The organism is Nonomuraea sp. NPDC002799, assembly GCF_053592075.1.
Genome location: NZ_JBSFVA010000005.1, coordinates 388,256 through 410,903 on the forward strand (window position 1 = coordinate 388,256; position 22,648 = coordinate 410,903).

The following is a 22,648-nucleotide window of genomic DNA, read 5'->3' on the forward strand; positions in this document are numbered from 1 at the left end:
CGTGTTGTCCCTTAGAGCAGGCCGTGGCGCGGTGGCAACTGGCCGTTGAGTACGTAGCGGCCGATGTGCTGGATCTTCCAGCGGGCCGGATCGTGCAGGGTGTGGGTACGGGCGTTGCGCCAGTGCCGGTTGAGGTTGAGCCCTTCCAGGCTCGACCGGGTGCCGCCCAGCTCGAAGATCGCGCTGCCCAGCTCGACCGCGACCGGATCGGCGAACGCCTTCGCGGCGGCCACGGCGATCGAGGCGGCCCCGGCCGACTCCTCGGTCAGGTCGGCGCGGGCCGCGTCGACGGCGGCGCCGGCCGCGTCGAGCAGCGCCTCGGCCGCCCGCACCTTGAGGGCCAGCTCGCCGACCCGCTGGATCACCAGGGGATCGTCGGCCGCCTTCTCCTGTCCGCTCTCGAACCACGGCCGCGCCTTGGTCCTGACGAACTCGGCGGCCTCCGCCAGCGCGCCCGACGCGATGCCCACGTCGATGGCGGCGTGCAGGAGCTGCGCGAACGCGCCGTGGAGCTGCGGGCCCTGGAAGGTCAGGTGGTGCGGCACCACCCGATCCTCCGGCACGGCCACGTCCTCCAGCCGCACCGTGCCGCTGGCCGTGGTGCGCTGCCCCATGCCCGCCCAGTCGTCGACGACGGTCAGGCCGGGGGCGTCGCGCGGCACGTAGGCCACGTGCAGCGTCCCGTCCTCGCGCCGCGCCAGCACCGGGATCCAGTGGGCGAACAGCGCGCCCGTGCTGTAGTGCTTCGTGCCGTTCAGCAGGAATCCGCCGCCGGGGACGGCCAAGAGGGACGTCCGGTAGTCCTGCACGTGCTTCGTGCCCGCCTCCGACTGGGCGTTGCCGAAGCGCCGCCCGTCGAGGACCTCGTCGAAGAAGAACTTGCGCTGCTCCGGCGTGCCCTGCCGGCGCAGCACGTTCACGTACACGAAGTGGCTCTGGGGTATCTGCGCGAGGCTCGGGTCGGCGGCGGCCAGGAGCCGGAACACCTCGGCGATCGTGCGGGCGGTCACGTCGGCGCCGCCGTGCTCGCGTGGCACGGTGACGGCGAGCAGGCCGCTGTCCGACAGCAGGTCGAGTTCCGGTCCTGGCAGGCGGCGTTCGGCGTCGCGCACGGCCGCGTCCACCGCGAACCGTTCGGCGAGGTCACGGGCCACCGCCAGCGCCTCGGCGTCGTTCGCGATCACATGGGTCATGTGTTTCGTCCGTTCTGCGTGTTACGTTATGGTTCACCGTAATCCCTGCAATGCAGGTAGGCAATACCTGTTTCCGTTAGGACCCTCATGCTCACCAGGTTGAAATCGCTGCTCATCGTCGCTTTGATCGCGTCCCTGTCTGCCGCGTGCGGAGCCGCCCCGGCCCCGGAGACCGGCGCGCCCGCCACCAAGGCCGGAGGCCGCCTCGTGCTCGGCGAGAACGGCGACGAGCCCGCCTGTCTTGACCCCCATCAGCTCTCCACCACCAACACCACGGTGGTCGGCCGCCCGATCTTCGACTCGTTGTTGTGGCAGGACGCCGACGGCACGCTCAAGCCATGGCTGGCCTCCGCCTGGAAGGTCTCCGACGACGGTCTGACCTACACCTTCACGCTCCGCGACGGCGTGCGCTTCCATGACGGCGCGCCGTGGGACGCCGAAGGGCTGAAGGCGAACCTGGAGCACATGCGGGATCCGGCGACCAAGTCGCCGCTGGCCGCCGCGTACATCGCGCCGTACGAGGACAGCGAGGTCGTGGACGCGCACACGCTGAAGGTGCGCCTGTCATCGCCCTATTCGGCCTTCCTCAACGTGCTCGCCCAGTCCTACCTGGCGATGATCTCCCCGAAGCAGCTCAAGGAGGCGCCGCAGACCACGTGTGAGCGGCCGATCGGCTCGGGACCGTTCGAGTTCGAGAAGTGGACCAAGGGCCAGAGCATCACCTACCGGAAGAATCCGGACTACGCGTGGGCGCCGCCCGGGCAGCACGCCGGCCCCGCCTACCTGGACGCGCTGGAGATCCGGTTCCTCGCCGAGGACGCCACCCGTTACAACGCGCTGCTCGCCGGCGAGGTCGACGTCATCGACAACACCCCGCCCGCCGACGTCGAGGACGTCAAGAGCAATCCCGACCTGGCCTTCACCACCGTCGACCGTCCGGGCCACCCGTTCTCCATCTGGCTGAACACCGGCCGCGCCCCCTTCGGCGACGCCCGCGTCCGGCAGGCGCTCACCCTCGCCGTGGACCGCCAGGCGATCCTGAACAGCGTCTCCTTCAGCCAGTGGAAGCTCGCCACCGGCTTCGTCACCCCCTCCACCCCCGACCACGCCGAAGCCGGCCAGATCGGCTACGACCCCGCCAAGGCGGCCACCCTGCTGGACGAGGCCGGCTGGACCGCCAAGGACAAGGACGGCATCCGCCTCAAGGACGGCAAGCGGCTGACCGCCACCGCCCTGGACACGGGCGTGAACCCGCAGAACACGCAGATCCTCGTCCAGGCGCAGGCCGCCGCCGCCAAGGCGGGCATCGAGATCAAGATCGAGAGCGTCACCGCGCAGGTCTCCGCCGACCGCACCGCGCAGGGCGACTTCGACGTCTCGGTCGGCATCTGGACCACCAACACCGCCGACGTGCTCTGGATCCAGTACTCCTCGAAGAACATCACCACCGAGGAGCGGCGCGGCCAGAACACCACCAGGCTCTCCGACCCCGAGATCGACAAGCTGCTCGGCCAGGCCCGCGCCGCCACCGACGCGGCCGGGCGCGCCGGCTTCTACCAGCGGGCCCAGGCCAGGCTGATCGAGCTGGCGCCCGCCATCCCGCTGTACAACCGCCCGAGCCTGGTCTCCGCCCAGAAGAAGGTCCAGGGCCTGACCTGGGACCACGCGTACGGCGCCGTCACCTTCCACGACACCTGGGTGAGCGCACCATGACCAAGACCCCCCTTCTGATCCTCCTGTCCGCCGTCCTGCTCGCGGGCTGCGGCACCACCGCCGCGGGCTCGACCGGCGGCGGCGCCCCGAAGGCCGGCGGCACCCTGGTGCTGGGCGAGAACGGGCAGGAGCCGCCCTGCCTCGACCCGCACGGCAACGCCAGCTCCGACGGCCCCGTGACGACCGTGCCGGTGGCCGACTCGCTGGTCTGGTACGACGCCGACGGCACGATCCAGCCCTGGCTGGCCGACAGCTGGCAGGTGTCGGCCGACGGCCTGACGTACACCTTCAAGCTCCGCCAGGGCGTGAAGTTCCATGACGGCGCCGTCTGGAACGCCGACGCCCTGAAGACGAACTTCGAGCACATGCGCGACCCCGCGACCAAGTCCCCGCTGGCCGCCTCCTACATCGCGCCCTACCAGGACGCCAAGGTCGTCGACGAGCACACCCTGGAGGTGCGCCTGTCCTCGCCGTACAAGCCGTTCCTCGACATCCTCGCCCAGGGCTACCTCGGCATGATCTCCCCGAAGCAGATCAAGGAGTCCCCGGAGAGCATCTGCCAGCACCCGATCGGGTCCGGCCCGTTCGTGTTCGAACGCTGGACCAAGGGCCAGAGCATCACCTACCGCCGCAACCCGGACTACAACTGGGGTCCCAAGAGCGCCAAGCACACCGGCCCCGCCTACCTGGAGCGGCTGGAGATCCGCTTCCTCACCGAGGACGCCACCCGCTACAACGCGCTCGCCGCCGGCGAGGTGCACGCCATCGACTTCACCCCGCCGCAGAACATCGAGGACGTCAAGGCCAACCCCGACCTCGGCTTCCTCAGCGTCGTCCGCCCCGGCCACCCGATGGCGTTCTGGCTGAACACCGCGCGCGCGCCGTTCGACGACGTCAAGGTGCGGCAGGCGCTGCTGGCCGCGGTGGACCGCGAGTCGATCGTCAAGGGCATCTCCTTCGGCCAGTACGAGGTCGCGCAGGGCTTCCTCACCTCCTCCACCCCCGGCTACGCACCCGGCGTCCCGGCCGCCCACGACGCGGCGAAGGCGGCCGCGCTCCTCGACGAGGCGGGCTGGACCGGCCGGGACAAGGACGGCATCCGCACCAAGGACGGCAAGCGGCTGACCGCCTACTTCCCGATCGCCGCCAACTTCCCCGCCCAGCGCATGCAGATCGCCGTCCAGACCCAGGCCGCGGCCCGGAAGATCGGCCTGGACATCCAGCTCCAGACGCCGCCGGAGCAGGAGCTCACCGACCGCTCGCTGAAGGGCGACTACGACCTGGCCTCCGGCCTGTGGGCCACGAACACGGCCGACGTGCTCTGGATCCAGTACTCCTCCGACAACATCACCACCGACGAGCGCCGCGGCCAGAACGTCGCCCGCCTGCGCGACGACCGGCTCGACGACCTGCTCGACCAGGCCAGGCAGGGCAAGCCCGAGCTGTACGGCCAGGCGCAGGCCAGGCTGGCCGAGCTGGCCCCGGCCCTCCCGTTCTACAACGACCCGCGGCCGGTGTCCTACCAGAAGAAGGTCCGCGACCTGGCCTTCACCCCCGCCTACCCGTCGCCGTACTTCTACGACACCTGGCTGGACCAGTGATCAAGTTCGTCGGATGGCGGCTGCTGGCCGGGGCCGGCGTGTTGTGGGGCGCGGCCACCCTGACGTTCCTGGTGCTGCACTTCACCCCGGGCGACCCCGCCGAGGCCATCGTCGGCGGGGAGGGCGCGGCCCCCACCCCCGAGGTGCTCGCCCAGGTCACCGCCGAGTACGGCCTCGACCAGCCCTGGTACGCGCAGTACGCCGCCCACCTGTGGCGCATCCTGCGCGGCGACTTCGGCACCTCCTACCGCCTGCACACGCCGGTCACCCAGGCCATCGGCGAGCAGGCGGCGGCCACCCTGGAGCTGGCGCTGGCCGCCGCCGTCACCGGCCTGGCCCTGGCGGTCGCGGTCGCGCTGGCCACGGCCAAGCGCCGCCGCTGGCTGCGCGGCCTCGCCTCGGGGACGGAGTTGGTGGTGGCCTCGACGCCGACGTTCTGGCTCGGCATCGTGCTGCTGACCGTCTTCTCCTTCGGGCTGCGGCTCTTCCCCGCGACCGGCAGCCACGGGCTCGCCTCGCTCGTGCTGCCCACGCTCTCGCTGGCGCTGCCGATCGCGGGCGTGCTCGGCCACGTGCTGCGCGAGGCCCTGGAGGAGGTGCTCGACGAGCCGTTCATCGTCAGCGCCCGCAGCCGGGGCCTGGCCGACGCCGCCGTACGTGTGCGGCACGCGCTCCGGCACGCCCTGCTGCCGCTCGTCACGATGAGCGGCTACTGGGTGGGCGCGCTGCTCGGCGGCGCGGTCATCACCGAGACGCTCTTCACCCGCCAGGGCATCGGCCGGCTGCTGATCGCCGCCGTCAACGCCAAGGACCTGCCGGTCGTGCTCGGCGTCGTGCTGCTGTCCGCGCTCATCTACGTGCTGGTGAACCTCGTGGTCGACCTGCTCTACGTGGCCATCGACCCCAGGCTGAAGGGAGTGTCGTGAAGAGCTCGCGACCCGGCGTCTGGCTGGCGGCGGCGGTGCTGGTCGTGCTGGTGCTGGCCGCCCTGGCGCCCGACCTGTTCTCCGCGCAGGACCCCCTCGCGGTGGACAGCGCCCAGACGCTGCGCCCGCCCAGCGGCGCCCATCCGCTCGGCACCGACGAGAACGGCAGGGACGTGCTGGCCCGCATCGTGCACGGCACCCGCACGTCGCTGTTGCTCGGCTTCGGCGCGATCACCATCGCGCTGATCTTCGGCGGGCTGCTCGGCCTGGCCGCCGGGCTGGGCAACCGGATCGTCGAGAACGTCATCATGCGCCTGTCCGACATCGGGCTGGCCTTCCCCGAGTTGCTGCTGGCCCTGGTCGTCATCACCGTGGCGGGCGGCGGCACCTCCAACGCGGTGCTCGCCATCGGCGTGGCCGGCATCCCCGGCTACGCCCGCCTCGTCCGCGCCCAGACCCTGACCATCCGCTCCTCCAGCTACGTGGAGGCGGCCCACGCGCTCGGCCTGTCCCGGGCGCGCGTGGTGCTCCGCCACATCCTGCCGAACGCCGTCAAACCGGTGCTCATCCTGGCCACCATCGGCGTCGGCACGGCGCTGGTGGCCGGGTCCGCGCTGAGCTTCCTCGGCCTCGGCACCCCGCCGCCGGAGCCCGAATGGGGCTCCATGTTGTCCACCGCCCGCAACTTCGTCTCACGTGCCTGGTGGTACGGCGTGTTCCCCGGCGCGGCGATCACGCTCACGGTGATCAGCGTGACCGTCGTCGGCCGGGCGCTCCGGCTGCGATCCGAAGGGAGAACCTGGTGAGCCTGGTCAAGGTGGAGAACCTGCGCGTGGCCTTCGGCCCGGCGGAGGTCGTGCGCGGGATCTCGCTGGAGATAGCGCGCGGCGAATGCCTGGCCCTGGTCGGCGAGTCCGGCTCGGGCAAGAGCGTCACCGCCCGCACCCTCGTCGGCCTCACCGGCGAGAGCGCGAAAGTCCGCGCGGACGAGCTGACCTTCGACGGCCGGGACCTGACCGGGATGCGCGAGCGCGGCTGGCGGCGGGTGCGCGGCGGCCGGATCGGCTTCGTGCTCCAGGACGCGCTGGTCTCCCTCGACCCGCTGCGCCCGGTCGGCAAGGAGATCGCCGAGGTCCTGGCCGCGCACACCGGCCTGACCGGCGCCGCCCGCCGCGCCCGGGTGGAGGAGCTGCTCACCGCGGCCGGCGTGCCCGAGCCCGCGCTGCGCGCCGCGCAGCTCCCGCACGAGCTGTCCGGCGGGCTCCGGCAGCGCGCCCTGATCGCCGCGGCCATCGCCGCCGAGCCCGACCTCGTCATCGCCGACGAGCCGACCACGGCCCTGGACGTGACGATCCAGGCGCAGGTCCTTGACCTGCTGGCGGAGCTCAAGACCCAGGACAGGTCGCTGCTCGTGATCAGCCACGACCTGGCCGTGGTCGCCAGGCTGGCCGACCGGGTGGCGGTCATGAAGGACGGGGTCATCGTCGAGCAGGGGCCCACCCGGCGGGTGCTCACCGAGCCCGAGCACGCCTACACCCGCGAGCTCCTGCGGGCCATCCCGGCCGAGCACACCAAGGGCACCCGCCTGTCCGGCGCCGCCCCCGCCGGGCCGCGCCCGCCCGCCGGCGACGTGGTGGTGCGCGCCGACGGGATCGGCAAGTCGTTCGGCGGACGGGCCGCCGTGCGCGACGTGTCGTTCACGCTGCGGGCGGCCGAGACGGTCGGCATCGTGGGCGAGTCCGGCTCCGGCAAGACCACGACGGCCAGGATCGTGCTCGGCCTCACCGAGCCCGACGCCGGCGCCGTCGAGGTGCTCGGGCGGACCTGGGCGGAGCGCGACCGCGCCATGCGGCGGCACATCCAGGTCGTCTACCAGGACACCCTGGCCGCCTTCGACCCCCGCTACACCGTCGCGAAGGTGCTCGCCGAGGCCCTGGCCGTGGCCGGGGTGCCGCGCGGGCAGCGCCGCGAGCGCTCCGTCGAGCTGCTCGAACTCGTCGGGCTCGGCGCCCAGCACCTGGCCCGCCGGCCGCTGCAGCTCTCCGGCGGGCAGCGGCAGCGCGTCGCCATCGCCCGCGCGCTGGCGCCGCGCCCGGCCGTGATCGTCTGCGACGAGCCCGTGTCCGCTCTCGACGTGTCCGTCCAGGCCCAGGTGCTCGACCTGCTGGAGGACGTACAGCGGGAGACGGGCGTGGCCTACCTGTTCATCTCCCACGACCTGGGCGTGGTCCACCACCTGTGCGACCGGGTCCTGGTGATGAAGGACGGCGAGGTCGTGGAGGAGGGCCCCGTCGAGCGGGTCTTCCGCACGCCCGCCCACCCGTACACCCGGGAACTGGTGGCGGCGATTCCGAGATTGGCGACGGTGTGACATGACTCATGTGATCAAGACCGACGAGGAGGCCGTCGAGGTCGCCCGCGAGCTGGCCCGCGACTTCGCGCCGGGCGCCGCGCGGCGCGACGCCGAGCGCATCCTGCCGGTGGCGGAGATCGAGGCGCTGTCGGAGAGCGGGCTGCTCGGCATCACGGTCCCCGCCGCGCACGGCGGCGCCGGCGTGCGCACCGCGACGCTCGGCGCCGTCATCAGGGAGCTGGCGGCGGCCGACGGCAGCATCGGCCAGATCCCGCAGAACCACTTCTGGTACCTCGACACGCTCACCGAGCACGGCAGCCCGGCCCAGCAGGCGTTCTTCTACCGGGAGGTGCTGGCGGGCAAGCGGCTCGGCAACGCCGCCGTGGACGCGCGCGGCCCGGACGGCGCCCGCGAGCGCGCCACGCTGCGGCCCGCCGAGGGCGGCCACGTCATCTCCGGCCGCAAGGTCTACTCGACCGGAGCCCTGTTCGCCCACTGGATCCCCGTGATCGCGCTGGACGAGGAGGAGAAGGCGCACACCGCGTTCGTCGCCCGCGACGCACCCGGCCTGACGGTCGTCGACGACTGGGACGGCATGGGCCAGCGCACGACCGCGAGCGGCACCGTGCTGCTGGAGGAGGTGTTCGTGCCGGCCGAACGGGTGATGCCGACCCGGCGCGAGGGCACGTACCGCAGCTTCGGGCTGCTCATCCACGCCGCCATCGACACCGGCATCGCCGAGGGCGCGCTCGCCGAGGCGGCCGAATACCTGCGCGGCTACACCCGGGGCGGCTGGCCGGGCGACGAGCCCGCGCGCGTCGTCGAGGACCCGGTCGTCGTGCAGCTCTTCGGCGAGCTGGCCGTGCTGACGCGGGCCGCCAGGGCGCTGCTGGAGAGCGCCGGCGACGCCGTGGACCGGGCCCGCGCCGCGCCGCCCGAGGAGGCCGAGCTCTGGGCCGACGAGGCGGCCGTCGCGATGGCCGCCGCCCGCGCCCAGGCCGACCGGGCCGCCAACCGGGTCACCAGCGAGTGGTTCGAGCTGGCCGGCGCCGGCGCCGCCCTGCGCGCGCACAACTACGACCGGCACTGGCGCAACGCCCGCACCCACACCGTCCACGACCCGCGCCGGGCGAAGGTCCACGACGTCGGTAACTACCACCTCAACGGCATCGCCCCGAGGAGCCTCCCCCGATGAGCCGCATCATCCACTTCAACCTGTTCGAGATGAACTGCGTCGGCCACATCCAGCACGGCCTGTGGACCCATCCCGACAACAACCGCCACCGCTACACCGACATCGACTACTGGACCGAGCTGGCCGAGCTGCTGGAGCGCGGCCTGTTCGACGCCGTCTTCCTGGCCGACGTCGTCGGCGCCTACGACCGCTACCGGGGCGGCTACGACACCGCCGTCCGCGAGGCCGTGCAGATCCCCGCCAACGACCCGATGCTGGTGGTGCCCGCCATGGCCGCCGTCACCCGGCACCTCGGGTTCGCGGTGACGTTCTCCACCACCTACGAGCCGCCGTTCGCGCACGCCCGCCGCATGTCCACCCTCGACCACCTCACCAAGGGCCGGGTGGCCTGGAACGTCGTCACCTCCTACCTGCGCAGCGCGGCCCGCAACTTCGGCCTCGACGACGAGATCGAGCACGACCTGCGCTACGAGATCGCCGAGGAGTACCTGGAGGTCGTCTACAAGCTCTGGGAGGGGAGCTGGGAGGACGACGCGGTGATCAGGGACACCGAGCGGAACATCTACACCGACCCCGCCAAGGTCCACCCCATCGACCACGTCGGCAAACACTTCAGGGTCGCCGGGCCGCACCTGGCCGAGCCGTCGCCGCAGCGGACGCCCGTCATCTACCAGGCCGGCAACTCCGAGCGCGGCAAGGACTTCGCCGCCCGGCACGCCGAGGCCATCTTCACCGGCGCGCCGACCCTGGAGGCGCTGCGCGAGGAGATCGACGACGTGCGCGGCCGGGCCGCCGCGCACGGCCGCGACCCCGACCACGTCAAGGTCTTCCCCGGCGCCTCCGTCATCGTGGCCAGGACCCAGGCCGAGGTGGACGCCAAGGTCGCCGGGCTGCAGCGGCACATCAGGCCGGAGGGCTTCCTGGCCCAGCGGGGCAGCGGCATCGACCTGGCCGCCTACGAGCCGGGCGAGCTGATCGACGACATCGTGGCCCGAGGGGGCGACTTCACCGAGCGGGCCGTACGCCCGCTGGTCGGACGGGGGCTGACGGTGCGCGACGTCCTCGACTCGGTCGGCGCGATCGGCCGGGGCGGGCCGTTCTTCGTCGCGGGCACGCCCGAGCGGGTGGCCGACGAGATCGAGCGCTGGGCCGACGAGACCGGCGCGGCCGGCTTCAACCTCATGCAGTACCTGTCGCCGGGGACGGCCGAGGACTTCATCGAGCTGGTCGTGCCCGAGTTGCAGCGCCGCGGCCGGTACCGCACCTCCTACGACGACACCACTCTGCGCGAGCGCCTGCTCGGCGCCGGGATCCACCGCCTGCCGCCGACCCATCCCGGAGCCGCCCACCGTCATCTGTGAGTCAGGCACCTGTGAGTCACCGGGCGACGTGGCCGACGCGGAAGAAGCCGTCCGGGTCGTAGGAGCGCTTGACCTCGCGCAGCCGGCGGTGGTCCGCCGGCAGGTAGGCCGCGGCCGTCCTGGACGGGTCGGACAGGAAGTTGAGGAACGTTCCCCCGTTCGCGTACGGCCGCAGCTCCCCGGCCAGGCCGGGGACCGGCGTGTCCACGATCACCGACACCTTCGTGCTCCGGTGGCCGGCCGGGCCCGCGTCCGGCCCGGGACGGCCCAGCGCGCCGCCCCAGTGGCGGATCTCCACCGTCTGCGCCCGCTCCGACGCCCGCACCAGCGTGCCGACGAGCTCGCCGGGCATGTCGTCGACCAGGTCCAGGTGCTTGACGGGCGTGCCGCCCATGGCCGTCGCCGCGTACGTGCTCTCGCGCAGCTCGTCCGCGATCGGCCGCCCGGCCGCCCGCCACAGCGGCGCGAGCAGCCGCCTGGCCTCCCGCGCCGCCCCCGCGTGCACGACCTTGACCAGCACCACGCGCCTGCCGCGCAGCGGCTCGGGCGCGTCGCCGGGCAGCCGCGTGAGCACGACCGCCGTGCTGATCTCGTCCGGGGCGTCGTCGATCCAGGTCCGGTAGGCGTCCAGCGTCTCGGCCGCCGCCTCGATGGGGAAGCAGGCGAAGCCCGAGTACACCCGCTCGACCGGGTACAGCCGGAACTCCAGCGAGGTCACCACGCCGAACCCGCCGCCGCCGCCGCGCAGCGCCCAGAACAGCTCGGGATGGCTGCCGGGGCTCGCCGTGACGTGCCGGCCGTCGGCCAGCACGACCTCGGCCCGCAGCACGCTGTCGGCGGCGAAGCCGTACCGGCGGCCCAGCCAGCCGAGCCCGCCGCCCAGGGTGTAGCCGGTCACGCCGACGGCGGGGGAGGAGCCGGACAGCGGCGCCAGCCCGAACGGCGCGGCGGCGGCGATCACCTCGCCCCAGCGGGCGCCCGGCCCCACCCTGGCGATCCGGCGCACCGGGTCCACCAGCACCGACGCCATCGGGGACGTCTTGACCAGGACGCCGCCGTCGCACGCGGCGTGCGTGCCGTGCCCGGTCGCCTGGACCGCGAACGGCACCCCGTGCCCCCGCGCCGCCAGCAGCGCGGCCCGCACACCGGCGACGTCGTACGCCTCGGCCACCACCGCCGGGCGGGCGTCCACGGCCGGGTTCAGCGAGCGGCGCTCCTCGTCGTAGGCGGCCTCGCCGGGCCGGTGCACGGGCCCGGTGAAGCCGGAAAGCCGGATGTCGTCCTGGAGGATGTACGGCTGGCTCATCTGTCCGCCCTTCATTCAAGGTGATCGAAGACCACTGTGCTGAAGGGCGCTTACGGCCTCGTTCCCGTTTCCTTACCACCGCCCTTAAGGGCAAGAATCGTGCGGCGGGGCGCGCCGGGAATCCGCCGGCCGTCGTCATCCCGGGTACGTCGCCGGTCGTACGGGGCGGACTTCCGGCTCAGCCGCGCCGCGTACCGGACCTCATGGTCACGACAGGCGCTCCGCCCGGCTTTCGAGATAGCGCCGCTCCTGCAGGCTCGTCGTCCGCCGGGCCGCCTCGCGGTACCCCGTCACCGCCCCCGCCGCGTCCCCGGCCATCTCCAGCAGATGCGCGCGCACCGCGGCCAGCCGGTGGTGCCGGGCCATCCGCTCGTCGGCGGCCAGGTGTCCGAGCAGGTCGAGCCCTGCCCGCGGACCCCGCACCATGGCCACGGCGACCGCGTGGTTGAGCCTGACCACGGGATTGTCCTCGATGCCGGACAACAGGCCGTACAGGGCGAGGATCTGCGGCCAGTCCGTCTCCGCGGCGCTGGGCGCCTCGACGTGCACCGCCGCGATGGCCGCCTGGAGCTGGTAGGCGCCGACGACGGAGGTGGACAGCGCCTCGGTGACCAGCTCGACGCCCTCGTCGACGAGCGCGCGGTCCCACAGGCCGCGATCCTGCTCGGCCAGCGGGATCAGCCGCCCGTCCGCCCCGGTCCTGGCCGGCCGCCGCGCCTCGGTGAGCAGCATGAGCGCCAGCAGCCCCGCGACCTCCCCGTCCGCCGGCAGCAGCCGCCGTACGGCCCGGGTGAGCCTGATCGCCTCGCCCGTCAGCTCGGGGCGGTGCAGATCGGGCCCCGAGGTGGCGGTGTAACCCTCGTTGAAGATCAGGTAGAGCACGTGCAGCACCACCAGCAGGCGTTCGGCCCGCTCGGCCTCCGGCGGGGGCCCGAACGGCACCCCGGTGGCCTTGACGCGCTGCTTGGCCCGGCTGATGCGCTGCGCCATCGTCGCCTCCGGCACCAGGAACGCGCCGGCGATCTGCGCCGTCGTCAGCCCGCCCACGGCGCGCAGCGTCAGCGCGAGCTGCGTGGCCTGCGACAACGCCGGATGGCAGCACAGGAAGAGCAGCGTCAGCGTGTCGTCCTGGTCGCCGGGCCGCTCCTCGCCGGGGGCCGGCACCACGAACGCGTCGGCCGGCACGCTGACCGCGACGTGTCCCTCTCTGCGCCGGCGGGCGTGCTCGCTGCGGATGTGGTCGATGACCCGGCGAGTGGCGACGGTGGTCAGCCAGGCTCGCGGATGGTCGGGGACGCCCTGCTCCGGCCACTGCACCGCCGCGTCCAGCATCGCCTCCTGCACGGCGTCCTCGCAGGCGTCGAACTGCTCGTAACGGCGTACGAGCGCGCCCAGCACCCGCGGCGCCAGCTCGCGCAGCAGCTCCTCGACCTCGCTCACCCTCCGGCCTCGCTCACCGGCTGACCGGCCGTCCGCCGGGCCTCGCTCACCGTCCGACCGGCCGTCCGCCGGAACCGGCTCACCCCTCGGCCTCGTCGACGATGGGCCGCACCTCCATCGCGCACAGGCGCGCGTCCGGCCAGCGCGCGGCGATCTCGATGGCCCGCTCGACCCCGGCGCAGTCGACGATCAGGTAGCCGGCCAGCCACTCCTTGGCCTCCAGGAACGGCCCGTCGGTGACGGCGGGCACGCCATCGCGCACCCGCACCGTCCTGGCGGTCCCGGGCCCGTCCAGTGCCTGCCCGCCCACCAGCTCGCCGCTCTCGCCCAGCTCCTTCATGAGGGTGTCGATCTCGGCCAGCACGTCGCCCACGCGATCGGCGACGGCCTGCTGGGCTGCGGGGTTGGTGTAGATCAGCAGCATGTACTTCACCCGGCCCATCCTAGAGGCGGGCTCGGGGCGTTCCCGGGGGGACCGTCGCAGGCTTGAGCTCACCGCCGCCGTCATGGCCGCCGGCACGTCGCCGCTGCTCGGCCGGCCGGCGCACGCCGACGCCGACCGGCGCACCGCTTTTCGCTAGGCTCGGCGTGTGCGCGATCCGGATATCCCCGCCATCGCCGCCCGGCTCGCCGAGGTGCCCGGGGTGGTGTCCGTCGTTCTGGGCGGGAGCCGGGCCCGGGGCACGCATCGGCCCGACTCCGACATCGACCTCGGCCTCTACTACCGTGGCCCGCTGGCCGTGGACACCCTGCGCGCGCTCGCCCGGGACCTGACGGGCGAGCCCACCGAGGTGACCGAGCCGGGCGGGTGGGGTCCATGGGTGGACGGCGGCGGCTGGCTCACCATCGACGGCCGGCGCGTGGACTGGATCTACCGCGACCTCGGCCGCGTGCACCGCGTCTGGCAGGACTGCCGCGCGGGCCGTTACGAGGTCGGCGCCCAGGCCGGCCATCCGCTGGGCTTCTACAGCCACGCCTACGCGGGCGAGGTGGCCCTGTGCCGGGTGCTCGCCGACCCGGGCGGGGAGCTCGCGGCCCTGCGGGAGCAGGTGCGGGCGGAGTATCCGCAACCGCTGAGTGCGGCGCTGATCAGGGGGTTGTGGGAGTCGGACTTCGCCCTGACGATCGCCGGGTACGGGGCGGCGGGCAGTGATCCGGCGTATGCGGCGGCGACCCTGTTCCGGGCGATCGGCGTCGCCTGTCACGCCCTGCACGCCGCCGACGGCGCCTGGCTGATCAACGAGAAGGGCATGATCGCGTCGGCCGGCCGGCTGCCGTCGGCGCCTGAGAGGTTCGGGGAGCGGGCCCAGGCCCTGTTCGCGGGCGTCGGGCGCACGCCGGAGGAGATCCGGCGCACGATCGGCGACGCCGCCCGGCTCATCGCCGACGTCAGAACCGCCTGCGGCGTCTGAGCGCCGCTGACCGTCTGGCACGTCTGAGCGCCGCTGACCACGCGCGGGCCCCGAGCGCCGCCGGCCGCCTGCGGCGGATGAGTTCCGCCCGTGCGGGAGGCGGTCGTCATCTGGTCCTGGCCGATGCCGTGGCGGGCGCCTTCGGCCGGCCGACGCGGGCCACGTGGAGCAGGGTCTGCGGGTCGGCCACCCCGAGCCGTTGCGCCAGTGCCCGCCGCGTCGGCTCGCCGTCGATGATCTGGCTCAGCGGATGCGTCGTGTACCCCAGGCCGGACAGCGTGAGCCAGTGCCGCATCAGCAGCCGCCCCGTCTCCAGCTCCTCGCCGGCCGCCCCCACCAGCACCAGCACGTCGCCGTCGTAGTCGAGCAGCCTCCGCGACGCCCCGGCCAGCACCCTCGGCAGCCCCAGCCGCCGCAGCGCCGGGTAGAGGGCGAGCGAGGCGCGCAGCCCGAACGCCTCAGCCCTGGTGAGCGCCAGGGCGGAGGCGCTGAGCCCGTCGAGCAGGTAGCGGCGGTGGCAGCGGGTGAGCCGCAACCACGAACGCAGCTCCCGCGTCACGTTCTCGTCCCCGAACTGGTGCAGGTCCGCCGCGTGCAGCAGGTCGCCGAGGTCGCGGCAGGCCAGCCGGCGCATCCCGGTCAGCCCGCCGGCCACGTCGCCGGGCAGCCGCCCCGGGTGGTACTCGCCGCGGTTCGCACCACGGGCCCGCACGTCCGCCGTCGTGAAGGCCGTCCTGTACGGCTGCGCGGCCCCGTACAGGAAACCCACCCGCAGCGGCCCCGGGTCAGGGCGGAACGCGACGTTCAGGCCCGCGTCCGCGCAGACGATGAGGCAGCACTCGACGAACGCCCCCAGGCTCAGCCGCAGATCGCGCCCCGTGGGATCGCTGACGGGCAGCGCCCGCGAGGGGTCCCAGCCGATCGCGGCCTCGTCGTCGCCGAGATGGGTGAGCGTCCACGGCTGGGTGTTGTGCGCGCTCGGCGCACGCCAGAAGTCGGGCTCCAGTGCCCGCAGCCTGTTCATGCGAGATCCTCGGTGTCGAAGGTGTGGCCGTGCGGCGGCCGGCCGCCCATCGCGGCGCGGGCGTTCCCGCGGGTCCTTGCCGGAGTTCCGTCATGGGGTCTTCACCAGGTAGACGTTCTTCGTCTTCGTGAGACCGGCGAACGGTCCCTCGCCCAGGCCGTACACCTTGACCCGCACGTCGGCGGCCGTCGGGTCCTCCTTGAGCGACTCGGCGAAGTCGCGCGAGACGGCGCTCAGGTGGCCCACCACGCCCTTGCGGCAGATCTCCGCCAGGACGTCGCGGTCGGTCTCGCCGCGCACCTCGATGTTGATCACCGGCCGGCACTCCAGGCCGGGCAGCTCCTCCAGGGACAGGCAGAACCGGTTGATCGCGGCGGCGTACGGATTGCCCTGGTAGAGGCCGTACTCGACGTCCTGCGGATAGAGGTTGGCCCCCATGTAGGAGATCGTCGAGTCCTTCCGCCCGAACAGGAACAGCAGCGGCAGGTTCAGCCGCTCGTCGGTCCACGCGCCGTCGTACTCGTCGCCGAGCGCCCGCCTGACCTCGGCGAGCGTGTGCAGCCGCGCCTCGTCGCCGATGTTGTAGCGCAGCTTGGGCTGCAGGCAGCTCTTGGTGTTGATCGTGCACAGCAGCTCGCCGTTCCCGTTGACCTCCAGGAACGTCTCCAGCGGGTTGTAGTGGAAGATCATCGGCAGCCGCTGCTCGCCGGCGCCCAGCAACGCCTCGCGCAGCCGTGCGTCGGTGGCCAGCCGCCTGCGCAGCGCCACGCTGAACCCGCTCTCGGCGCCCATCCCGATCGTCAGGTCACTGGCGCCGTAGCCGGAGCGCACCTCCTCGAACCGCTCCTCCAGGTAGTCGCGCAGCGCCTCCGTCATGCCCTCGCCGCCGACCATGCCCCGCACGCGGAAGTCCCGCCACGGGAAGCCCGCCTCGTCGAGGTGGTCGCGCAGGTGCTTCAGGAACGGCGGGTACGCGGTCACCACGTAGTCGTAGCCCGGGCCGAAGTGCTCCAGCGTGTCGGCGATCTTCTCCAGGTCGGGCCCGGTGTTCTTGACCATGGCGATCCGCGCCAGGGCCGTGCCCGTGGTGGTGCCGGTGGCCCAGGCGCCCATCGAGTACGCGTTGATCACGAACAGCTTCCGGCCGGGGAAGACCACCTCGATGTAGCCGGCCGCGTTGCGGTAGATGCCCTTCAGCTCGCGCGGCCCCCGCACCCAGTTGTACGGCTTGCCGCTCGACCCGGACGACTCGTCCACGATCACGCCCGGCCGATGCAGCCGGCCCTCCTGGCACCGGCTCTTCTCGTCGTACACCGCGGCATAGTGGTCCTTGCTCGTCTCGGGAAAGTCGCTCAGCCGCCTGGCGTGCTCGGCGCCGTTCGCGCGCAGGAAGTGCCGGTACGCGGGCACGTCCACGGCGGCGAACTGGCAGGCCAGCCGCGCGTGCCGGGCCGCCACCCGGTCGAGGATCGGATGGTAGCTTTTGGCGACGTATCGCCAGATGGCAGGGTGCATCGCGCCCAGCCGGTACGCGCCGGTCAGCAGCCAGGAGTAGGTCTGCAGCCGGGCCCGTCGCCAGCGCTGGCGCGCCGTGAGTCTGCCCAGAGTCGGGCTCAGGTGATTCATGGGCGGTGACGTTAGCCGGGACCGGTGAAAAGGCGGTTGATTGTCACTTGAACTGACAAATGCGGCATCCTCCGTTCCGCATTCCCCTCTACCGTGGGCCGGACGCATTGAGGAGGACGAGGAGGACATGGTGATCGAACTGTCGTGGCCGCAGGTCAGCGCCCGGCGCCTGGAACGCGCCGGGCTCGGCGCGGGCGCCGGGAAGGCCCGCCCCGACGAGATCGTGGCGGCCATGTGCGGGGCGCACGCACAGATCATGACGGCCGCCGAGGTCTCCATCGGCCTGCGGCTCGACGGCGTCACCCGTGCCCACGTGCGCGAGGCCCTGTGGAACGAGCGCAGCCTGGTCAAGACGCACGGCCCGCGCGGCACCGTGCACGTGCTGCCCGCCCGCGACCTGCCCCTGTGGGTGAGCGCGATGTCCTCGCTGCCGCCCGCGCACCACACCGCGCCGCGGTCCATGCGGATGACCGCCGAGCAGGTCACCCAGGTGGTGGCGGCGATCGAAGACGTCCTGGCCGGCGCGGAGCTGACCATCGACGAGCTGAGCGATGCGGTCATCGCCGCCACCGGGCCGTGGGCGGGGGACCTGGTCATGCCCGGGTTCGGAGGCATGTGGCCGCGCTGGCGGCAGGTGATGGCCCTGGCCGGGCACCGGGGCGCGTTCGTCTTCGGGCCGGCCAGGGGCCGCAAGGTCACCTACACCGGCGCCCCCGCCGCGGTATCGGTGGCGGATGGGCTGGCCGCGGTATCGGCGGCGGACGGGTTCGCGGTGCCGGCGGTGGATGGGCTCGCCTGGCTGGTCAGGGCGTATCTGCGCGCGTACGGACCGGCCACTCCCGGACACTTCGCCCAATGGGCGGGTGGTCCCGCGCGGTGGGCGGTGGAGGCGTTCAAGGGGGTGGAGCTGGAGGAGGTGCTGTTCGAGGGAGAGCGGGCCTGGGTGCTCGCGGGCGACGTCGAGGCGCCCGCCGATCCGCCCAGAGGGGTGCGGCTGCTGCCCTATTTCGACGCCTACGTGGTCGCGGGCCGGCCACGCGAGCTGCTCTATCCGGGGCCGGCGGCCCGGCGGGCCCTGTCCGGCGGCCAGGCCGGCAACTTCCCGGTGCTTCTCGTGGACGGTGAGGTCGGCGGGGTCTGGCATCAGCGCAGGTCGGGCAGCCGGATCGACGTCACGGTGGAGCCGCTGCGCGACCTCGGCCCCGCGCGGTCGCGTGAACTGGAGGAGCAGGTATGGCGGCTCGGCGAGGTGATGGAGGCCCGGCCCCGGCTGACCATCGGCACGGTCACCATCGGAGCACATGCCTGATCACTCCCTATCGTGCGCCATAATAGGGAATGTTATGGAGCAATACACCGTAGATCAGGCGGCCGGCATTCTAGGACTGCATGTCAAGACCGTGCGCAACTACGTGCGCGACGGGCGGCTGCCCGCCGTCCGGGTCGGCAAGCAGTACCGGATCGCCAAAGACGACCTGGCGGCCTTCGCCGGACTGCCGGCCGGGGCGCCGCCGGTGCCGAGGCGCGCCGAGGTCTCCAGCATCGTGCAGGTCGACGGCATCTCCAGAGGCGAGATGGACCGGGTCAGCACGATGGTCCTGGGTGCCCTGGCGGCTCGGCCGCACGGCCTGCGGGTGGAGTTCGTGTACGACGAGGAGCGCGCGCACCTGAAGATCGTCATCCTGGGCGGCCTGGAGGCCAGTGCGCAGGTGCTGAGGATCGTCGACGCGCTGGTGAAGGAGTGAGCACCATGGAGGTTCCCATGCTCGACGACCGCATTCACGTGTGCGAGTCCGGCGGCCCGCGCCTGCGCGACACCCGCGACGCGCTCGACCTGCTGGGGGACGCGTTCGGCCGGCACGCCACCTGGGTCGCCGTGCCGGCCGAGCGGCTCCACGACGACTTTTTCGACCTGCGCACAGGCGTGGCGGGGGAGTTCGCGCAGAAGTTCGCCAACTATCGGATCGGGCTGGCGATCGTGGGCGACGTCTCCCGCTTCACCGAGGCCAGCTCCGCGCTGCGCGCCTGGGTGGCCGAGTCGAACCGGGGCGCGCACCTCTGGTTCACGGGCGACCTGGCCGAGCTGGCGGCCCGCTGGTCCGCCCACGAGGCCTGACCTCCCCAGGCTGCGTTGCAGCGCCCCCCGCTCTTCATGGGCAGCGTTGCAGCGCTCAGCCGCTCTTCATGGCCGTCTGGACGCCATCGAGCAGCACGGTGAGACCGACCGCGAACGTCTCGCTGACCACCCGGTGCTCCAGATAGGACGTGTCCTCGGGTGGCCCGTCGTCCTCCGACTCCACCCACACCACGCCGGGAAAGCGGCCGGCGAACCCCGGCGCCACCTCCTCCAGCAGCGACGAGCGCGCCCGCCACCACTCCTCGTCCGACACCCCCGTCGCCGACGGGGCCAGCCGCGACTCCGAGACCGTCTTCGCCGCCCCGCGCACGAAGTCGGACAACAGTGCGACCACCCCCCGCAGCCGGCCCGGCCGCAACCCGGTCTCGCGCAGGATCGCCACCAGGCTCTCCAGCGCCGCGAACTCGTTCGGCCCCAGCACGGGCCGCGCCTGTGACACCTGCAGCACCCACGGATGACGCAGGTAGCAGGCGAGCGTGTGCTCGGCCCACGAGGTGACGGCCGCGCGCCAGCCGCCGCCGAGGTCGTAGGAGGCGGGCAACTCCGCCAGCGCCTGGTCGTACATCAGGTCGACGAGCTCGCCCTTGCTCGGCACGTACGTGTAGAGCGCCATCCCGGTGCGGCCCAGCCGCTCGCCGACCCGCCGCATGGACAGCGCCGCCATGCCCTCGCCGTCCGCCACCGCGATGGCGGCCTCGACGATCGCGTCGACGCTCAGCCCCGGCTTGGGTCCCGGCCGCACCTCGCCCGGCTCGCCGGTGCGCCACAGCAGTGCCATCGAACGGCGCGCGTCACCCTGACCGGCGAAGACGACCAACGCGGACCTCCCACGCGGAATAATCCCTTACGGCATAAGGCTATCAGCGGACGCTCTCCACGCGGGACGCGGTTCTCCATGCGGAGACGGGCTCGCCATGCCGGACGCAGTTCTCCACGCGGGGACGCGGCTCTTCACACGGGACGAACCGGGAAACAGGCGGGTCCCGGCGCCCATGTGGGCGCCGGGACCAAATGGGGCCGAAGGTCAGCGTCCGTATACCCCGGGGCGGAGCCAGTCGCGAACCCAGTTGCCGTTGCCGCTGGTGGGCCAGTTACGGTGCAGCCAATGGTCGTGGCCGTGGTGGTGGCGGTCCTGGCCCCAGTAGTAGTTCCCGTGCTTTCCGTAGTTCCCGTAGTTTCCGTAGTTCTTGCAGGCGTCGGCGTCGCGCGTGCCGGCGTAGATGCCGTTCCTCGTGACGTGGTGGTAGGTCGAGTCGTCGTTCACCCCGATGCCGCAGTGGTTCGGATAGTGGTGCGTCCAGTCGACCCACTGATCGGCGTTGGCGCTGCCGGCGGACACGAACACCGTGGCCGCGGCGAGCAGCACACCACCGGCGGCGATGAGGCTACTTTTCATGTTCTCCCCCTGTAATCACGGAAGTGACATCGGCCATCACTCTACGTATCGATCTTGGGGGATCCGCGCAGCGCCACACCTGTTTTCACCCAACAGGCGGCCGTCGGCCGGCAAAGCCGGAGCGGGGACCGCTCGCGGTCGTCCATGCTGACCGCCCGCGTCGGCCCCCTGTGCAGGCTCGCGGGCCGCCGAGGCTGTGAGCCGGGCTCAGAGACCGTGCCTGGCCAGGGGTTCGACGAGCTCGTGCTCCTCGTACGACAGGTGGGACAGCAGGGTGTCGGTGAGCAGGTCCACGGTGGCGCGCAGGTCGGCCAGGGCGGCCGGGTCGGCGACGAAGGCGACGAGAGCGCGGTCCACGCGTTCGACGACCTTGTGGATGGCGTGGTGTTCCTCCTGGAGCCGGTCGAGCACGGGTTCGAGCGCGGGCTCCGCGCGGCGCAGACGGGGGAAGACGGAGGCGTCCTCGGTGGAGTGGTGCATGGTGAGGAGCCGGCAGTAGGACTCGCAGTAGGCGCCCAGGGTCCAGTTGTTCTGGCGCATGGTCATGGTGTTGATGCGCGAGCGGGCCGACGCGGCGTCGAGCACGCCGGCGGAGACCTGGTCCACGAGGTCGCGCAGCTGGGCCAGCTCGGTGCGCAGGTGATCGTGGACGTCGATGAGACGCTGGCCGCCGGCCTGCTCGGCGGGGGTGTACCGCCTGCCGGGGTCGGGGCCGGGGCCGGCCGGGCGGGTGCTCTCGTCCCAGACACGGGCCTCGCTGAGCCGCACCCCGTCGTCGGGGGTCGGGACGGCGGCCAGCGGAGCCCCTTGTTTCACCGAGACCTTCGCCCGAGCAGCGGGAAGGGCCCCCGGCACCGCCGGCCGAGCGGCACCGGAGCCCGCTCCCGCTCGCCGGGCGTCCGCGCCGTTCGCACCGTCTGCACCGTTCGCGCCGTTCGCGCCGTCCACGGCGTCCGCGTCCGGCCGGGTGCCGGCGCGTTCCGCGGCGACCAGTTCGCGTACGGCCGGGGCGATCTCCGTGGCGAAGCGCTGGATCTGGCGGGGATCGTCGACCATCAGGGTGAAGACGCTGACGCCGTGCGTGAGCGCGAGGTCGGCCAGGCGCTCGGCGGGCAGCTCGCCGCCGAGGTTGAGCAGACGGCGGATGTCGCCGGGCGATCGGCCCGCCCCGGCGGCGGCCTCGTCGATGACGGCGTTGCCTTCGGAGATCTCGTCGAAGGACCCCAGACGCGGAAGGGAGGGCAACCAGCCGTCGGCGAGCCGGCCGACGACCCGGAGCATGCGCGGCTTGTACGCCCCCAGCCAGATGCCGATGTCGTGGGCGGGCCGGGGGCCGCGCTGGGCGCCGTCGATCCGGTAGTGCTCGCCGTGGTGCCGGATGCCGCCGGGTGTGCCGGTGTCCCAGGCCGCGCGGATGATGTGGATGCCCTCTTCGAGCGCGTCCACCGCCTGGCCGGCGCTGAGGCGCGGACCGCCGATGGCGGCGATGGCGTCCTGGAACCCGCCGGTGCCGAGGGCGAGCTCGAACCGGCCGTGGCTGAGGAGGTCCAGGCTGGCGGCGGCCTGGGCGAGCATGGCCGGCGGCCGCAGCGGGAGCGGGTGGACGTTGCCCGCCAGTTTGATCGTCTCGGTGGCGGCGGCGACGTAGCTGAGCAGGGTCCAGGTGTCGAGGAAGGCGGGCTGGTAGGGGTGGTCCTGGAAGGTGACGAGGTCCAGCCCGGCGCGTTCGGCGAGCCGCGCGAGGGCTACGACGGCGTCCGGCTGCGCGGCGGAGGGCAGCAGATTGGCGCTGAAAAGCAGGTCGTGGCCGTAGTCGGGCATGGGAGGCTCCTTGCTGGTGCCGTGCCCGGCTCGCTCGGGCACGGTCGCGGCGGGAAGAGGACGCCACATTAGTTTGTTATGCGAACAGTTGGTTGTACGAAGAAAATTAGTTCGTGTAGCGAATGATTGTCAACTAGACTCGGG

Annotated in this window: 20 protein-coding genes; 11 read left to right on the top strand and 9 right to left on the bottom strand. The window is 72.7% G+C overall.

The features are described from left to right. Window positions 1-11: 11 nt before the first annotated feature. Window positions 12-1,193: an SfnB family sulfur acquisition oxidoreductase gene (locus ACWD0F_RS13195; protein WP_449874922.1), complete on the bottom strand. Its 1,182-nt coding sequence runs from the start codon at window positions 1,191-1,193 to the stop codon at window positions 12-14. Between the two features lie 87 nt (window positions 1,194-1,280). Here ACWD0F_RS13195 and ACWD0F_RS13200 point away from each other — a divergent pair, with 87 nt between their 5' ends. The 7 genes from ACWD0F_RS13200 to ACWD0F_RS13230 are packed head-to-tail and all read left to right on the top strand — an operon-like array spanning window position 1,281 to window position 10,342. Next, window positions 1,281-2,906 carry an ABC transporter substrate-binding protein gene (locus tag ACWD0F_RS13200; RefSeq protein ID WP_449874923.1) on the top strand — a complete coding sequence of 542 codons (1,626 nt, stop codon included), beginning with the start codon at window positions 1,281-1,283 and terminating at the stop codon, window positions 2,904-2,906. Beyond that, window positions 2,903-4,507, top strand: a complete 1,605-nt coding sequence (locus ACWD0F_RS13205; RefSeq protein ID WP_449874924.1) for an ABC transporter substrate-binding protein — start codon at window positions 2,903-2,905, stop codon at window positions 4,505-4,507. Before ACWD0F_RS13200 ends, ACWD0F_RS13205 begins: the two co-directional genes overlap by 4 nt. Beyond that, window positions 4,504-5,433, top strand: a complete 930-nt coding sequence (locus ACWD0F_RS13210; RefSeq protein WP_449874926.1) for an ABC transporter permease — start codon at window positions 4,504-4,506, stop codon at window positions 5,431-5,433. Before ACWD0F_RS13205 ends, ACWD0F_RS13210 begins: the two co-directional genes overlap by 4 nt. Beyond that, window positions 5,430-6,239 (top strand): ABC transporter permease, encoded by an 810-nt coding sequence (locus tag ACWD0F_RS13215; RefSeq protein ID WP_449874928.1) that lies wholly within the window; start codon window positions 5,430-5,432, stop codon window positions 6,237-6,239. Before ACWD0F_RS13210 ends, ACWD0F_RS13215 begins: the two co-directional genes overlap by 4 nt. Beyond that, on the top strand, window positions 6,236-7,804 hold the full coding sequence (locus ACWD0F_RS13220) for a dipeptide ABC transporter ATP-binding protein (RefSeq protein ID WP_449874930.1): 1,569 nt from the start codon (window positions 6,236-6,238) through the stop codon (window positions 7,802-7,804). Before ACWD0F_RS13215 ends, ACWD0F_RS13220 begins: the two co-directional genes overlap by 4 nt. 1 nt (window position 7,805) lies before the next feature. Further along, the gene (locus tag ACWD0F_RS13225) at window positions 7,806-8,981 is read left to right on the top strand and encodes an SfnB family sulfur acquisition oxidoreductase (RefSeq protein WP_449874932.1); all 1,176 of its coding nucleotides are present in this window, start codon (window positions 7,806-7,808) and stop codon (window positions 8,979-8,981) included. Then, the gene (locus ACWD0F_RS13230; protein WP_449874934.1) at window positions 8,978-10,342 is read left to right on the top strand and encodes an LLM class flavin-dependent oxidoreductase; all 1,365 of its coding nucleotides are present in this window, start codon (window positions 8,978-8,980) and stop codon (window positions 10,340-10,342) included. Before ACWD0F_RS13225 ends, ACWD0F_RS13230 begins: the two co-directional genes overlap by 4 nt. 16 nt (window positions 10,343-10,358) lie before the next feature. On the opposite strand, the gene ACWD0F_RS13235 is transcribed toward ACWD0F_RS13230, so the two are convergent. The 3 genes from ACWD0F_RS13235 to ACWD0F_RS13245 form a co-directional block, all read right to left on the bottom strand. Beyond that, window positions 10,359-11,648 (bottom strand): FAD-binding oxidoreductase, encoded by a 1,290-nt coding sequence (locus ACWD0F_RS13235; RefSeq protein ID WP_449874936.1) that lies wholly within the window; start codon window positions 11,646-11,648, stop codon window positions 10,359-10,361. Between the two features lie 207 nt (window positions 11,649-11,855). Further along, window positions 11,856-13,088, bottom strand: coding sequence for an RNA polymerase sigma factor (locus ACWD0F_RS13240; protein WP_449874938.1), 1,233 nt, complete (start codon window positions 13,086-13,088; stop codon window positions 11,856-11,858). A gap of 79 nt (window positions 13,089-13,167) precedes the next feature. Further along, window positions 13,168-13,512: a YciI family protein gene (locus ACWD0F_RS13245; protein ID WP_449875027.1), complete on the bottom strand. Its 345-nt coding sequence runs from the start codon at window positions 13,510-13,512 to the stop codon at window positions 13,168-13,170. Between the two features lie 166 nt (window positions 13,513-13,678). On the opposite strand from ACWD0F_RS13245, the gene ACWD0F_RS13250 reads away from it, so the two are divergent. Continuing rightward, on the top strand, window positions 13,679-14,500 hold the full coding sequence (locus ACWD0F_RS13250; protein ID WP_449874940.1) for a nucleotidyltransferase domain-containing protein: 822 nt from the start codon (window positions 13,679-13,681) through the stop codon (window positions 14,498-14,500). Window positions 14,501-14,606: 106 nt separating this feature from the next. Here ACWD0F_RS13250 and ACWD0F_RS13255 read toward each other — a convergent pair whose 3' ends face one another. Both ACWD0F_RS13255 and ACWD0F_RS13260 read right to left on the bottom strand, forming a co-directional pair. Further along, window positions 14,607-15,524 carry a hypothetical protein gene (locus ACWD0F_RS13255; protein ID WP_449874942.1) on the bottom strand — a complete coding sequence of 306 codons (918 nt, stop codon included), beginning with the start codon at window positions 15,522-15,524 and terminating at the stop codon, window positions 14,607-14,609. A 90-nt stretch (window positions 15,525-15,614) separates the two neighbouring features. Further along, window positions 15,615-17,150, bottom strand: a complete 1,536-nt coding sequence (locus ACWD0F_RS13260) for a phenylacetate--CoA ligase family protein (RefSeq protein WP_449874944.1) — start codon at window positions 17,148-17,150, stop codon at window positions 15,615-15,617. Window positions 17,151-17,277: 127 nt separating this feature from the next. On the opposite strand from ACWD0F_RS13260, the gene ACWD0F_RS13265 reads away from it, so the two are divergent. From ACWD0F_RS13265 to ACWD0F_RS13275, 3 genes are read left to right on the top strand one after another with little or no spacing between them, the layout of a single operon-like run. Then, window positions 17,278-18,459: a winged helix DNA-binding domain-containing protein gene (locus tag ACWD0F_RS13265; RefSeq protein WP_449874946.1), complete on the top strand. Its 1,182-nt coding sequence runs from the start codon at window positions 17,278-17,280 to the stop codon at window positions 18,457-18,459. 34 nt (window positions 18,460-18,493) lie between these two features. After that, on the top strand, window positions 18,494-18,895 hold the full coding sequence (locus ACWD0F_RS13270) for a helix-turn-helix domain-containing protein (protein ID WP_449874948.1): 402 nt from the start codon (window positions 18,494-18,496) through the stop codon (window positions 18,893-18,895). Between the two features lie 5 nt (window positions 18,896-18,900). Further along, a complete protein-coding gene (locus ACWD0F_RS13275) occupies window positions 18,901-19,266 on the top strand; it encodes a DUF4180 domain-containing protein (RefSeq protein WP_449874950.1) in 366 nt (121 codons plus the stop codon). Window positions 19,267-19,321: 55 nt separating this feature from the next. Here ACWD0F_RS13275 and ACWD0F_RS13280 read toward each other — a convergent pair whose 3' ends face one another. The 3 genes from ACWD0F_RS13280 to ACWD0F_RS13290 all read right to left on the bottom strand — a co-directional run bounded on the left by ACWD0F_RS13280 (window position 19,322) and on the right by ACWD0F_RS13290 (window position 22,504). Then, window positions 19,322-20,104, bottom strand: coding sequence for a TetR/AcrR family transcriptional regulator C-terminal domain-containing protein (locus tag ACWD0F_RS13280; RefSeq protein WP_449874951.1), 783 nt, complete (start codon window positions 20,102-20,104; stop codon window positions 19,322-19,324). A 207-nt stretch (window positions 20,105-20,311) separates the two neighbouring features. Further along, entirely contained in the window at window positions 20,312-20,683 is a 372-nt protein-coding gene (locus ACWD0F_RS13285) for a hypothetical protein (RefSeq protein ID WP_449874953.1), read from the bottom strand. A gap of 207 nt (window positions 20,684-20,890) precedes the next feature. Further along, window positions 20,891-22,504: an LLM class flavin-dependent oxidoreductase gene (locus ACWD0F_RS13290; protein ID WP_449874955.1), complete on the bottom strand. Its 1,614-nt coding sequence runs from the start codon at window positions 22,502-22,504 to the stop codon at window positions 20,891-20,893. Between the last annotated feature and the right edge of the window lie 144 nt (window positions 22,505-22,648).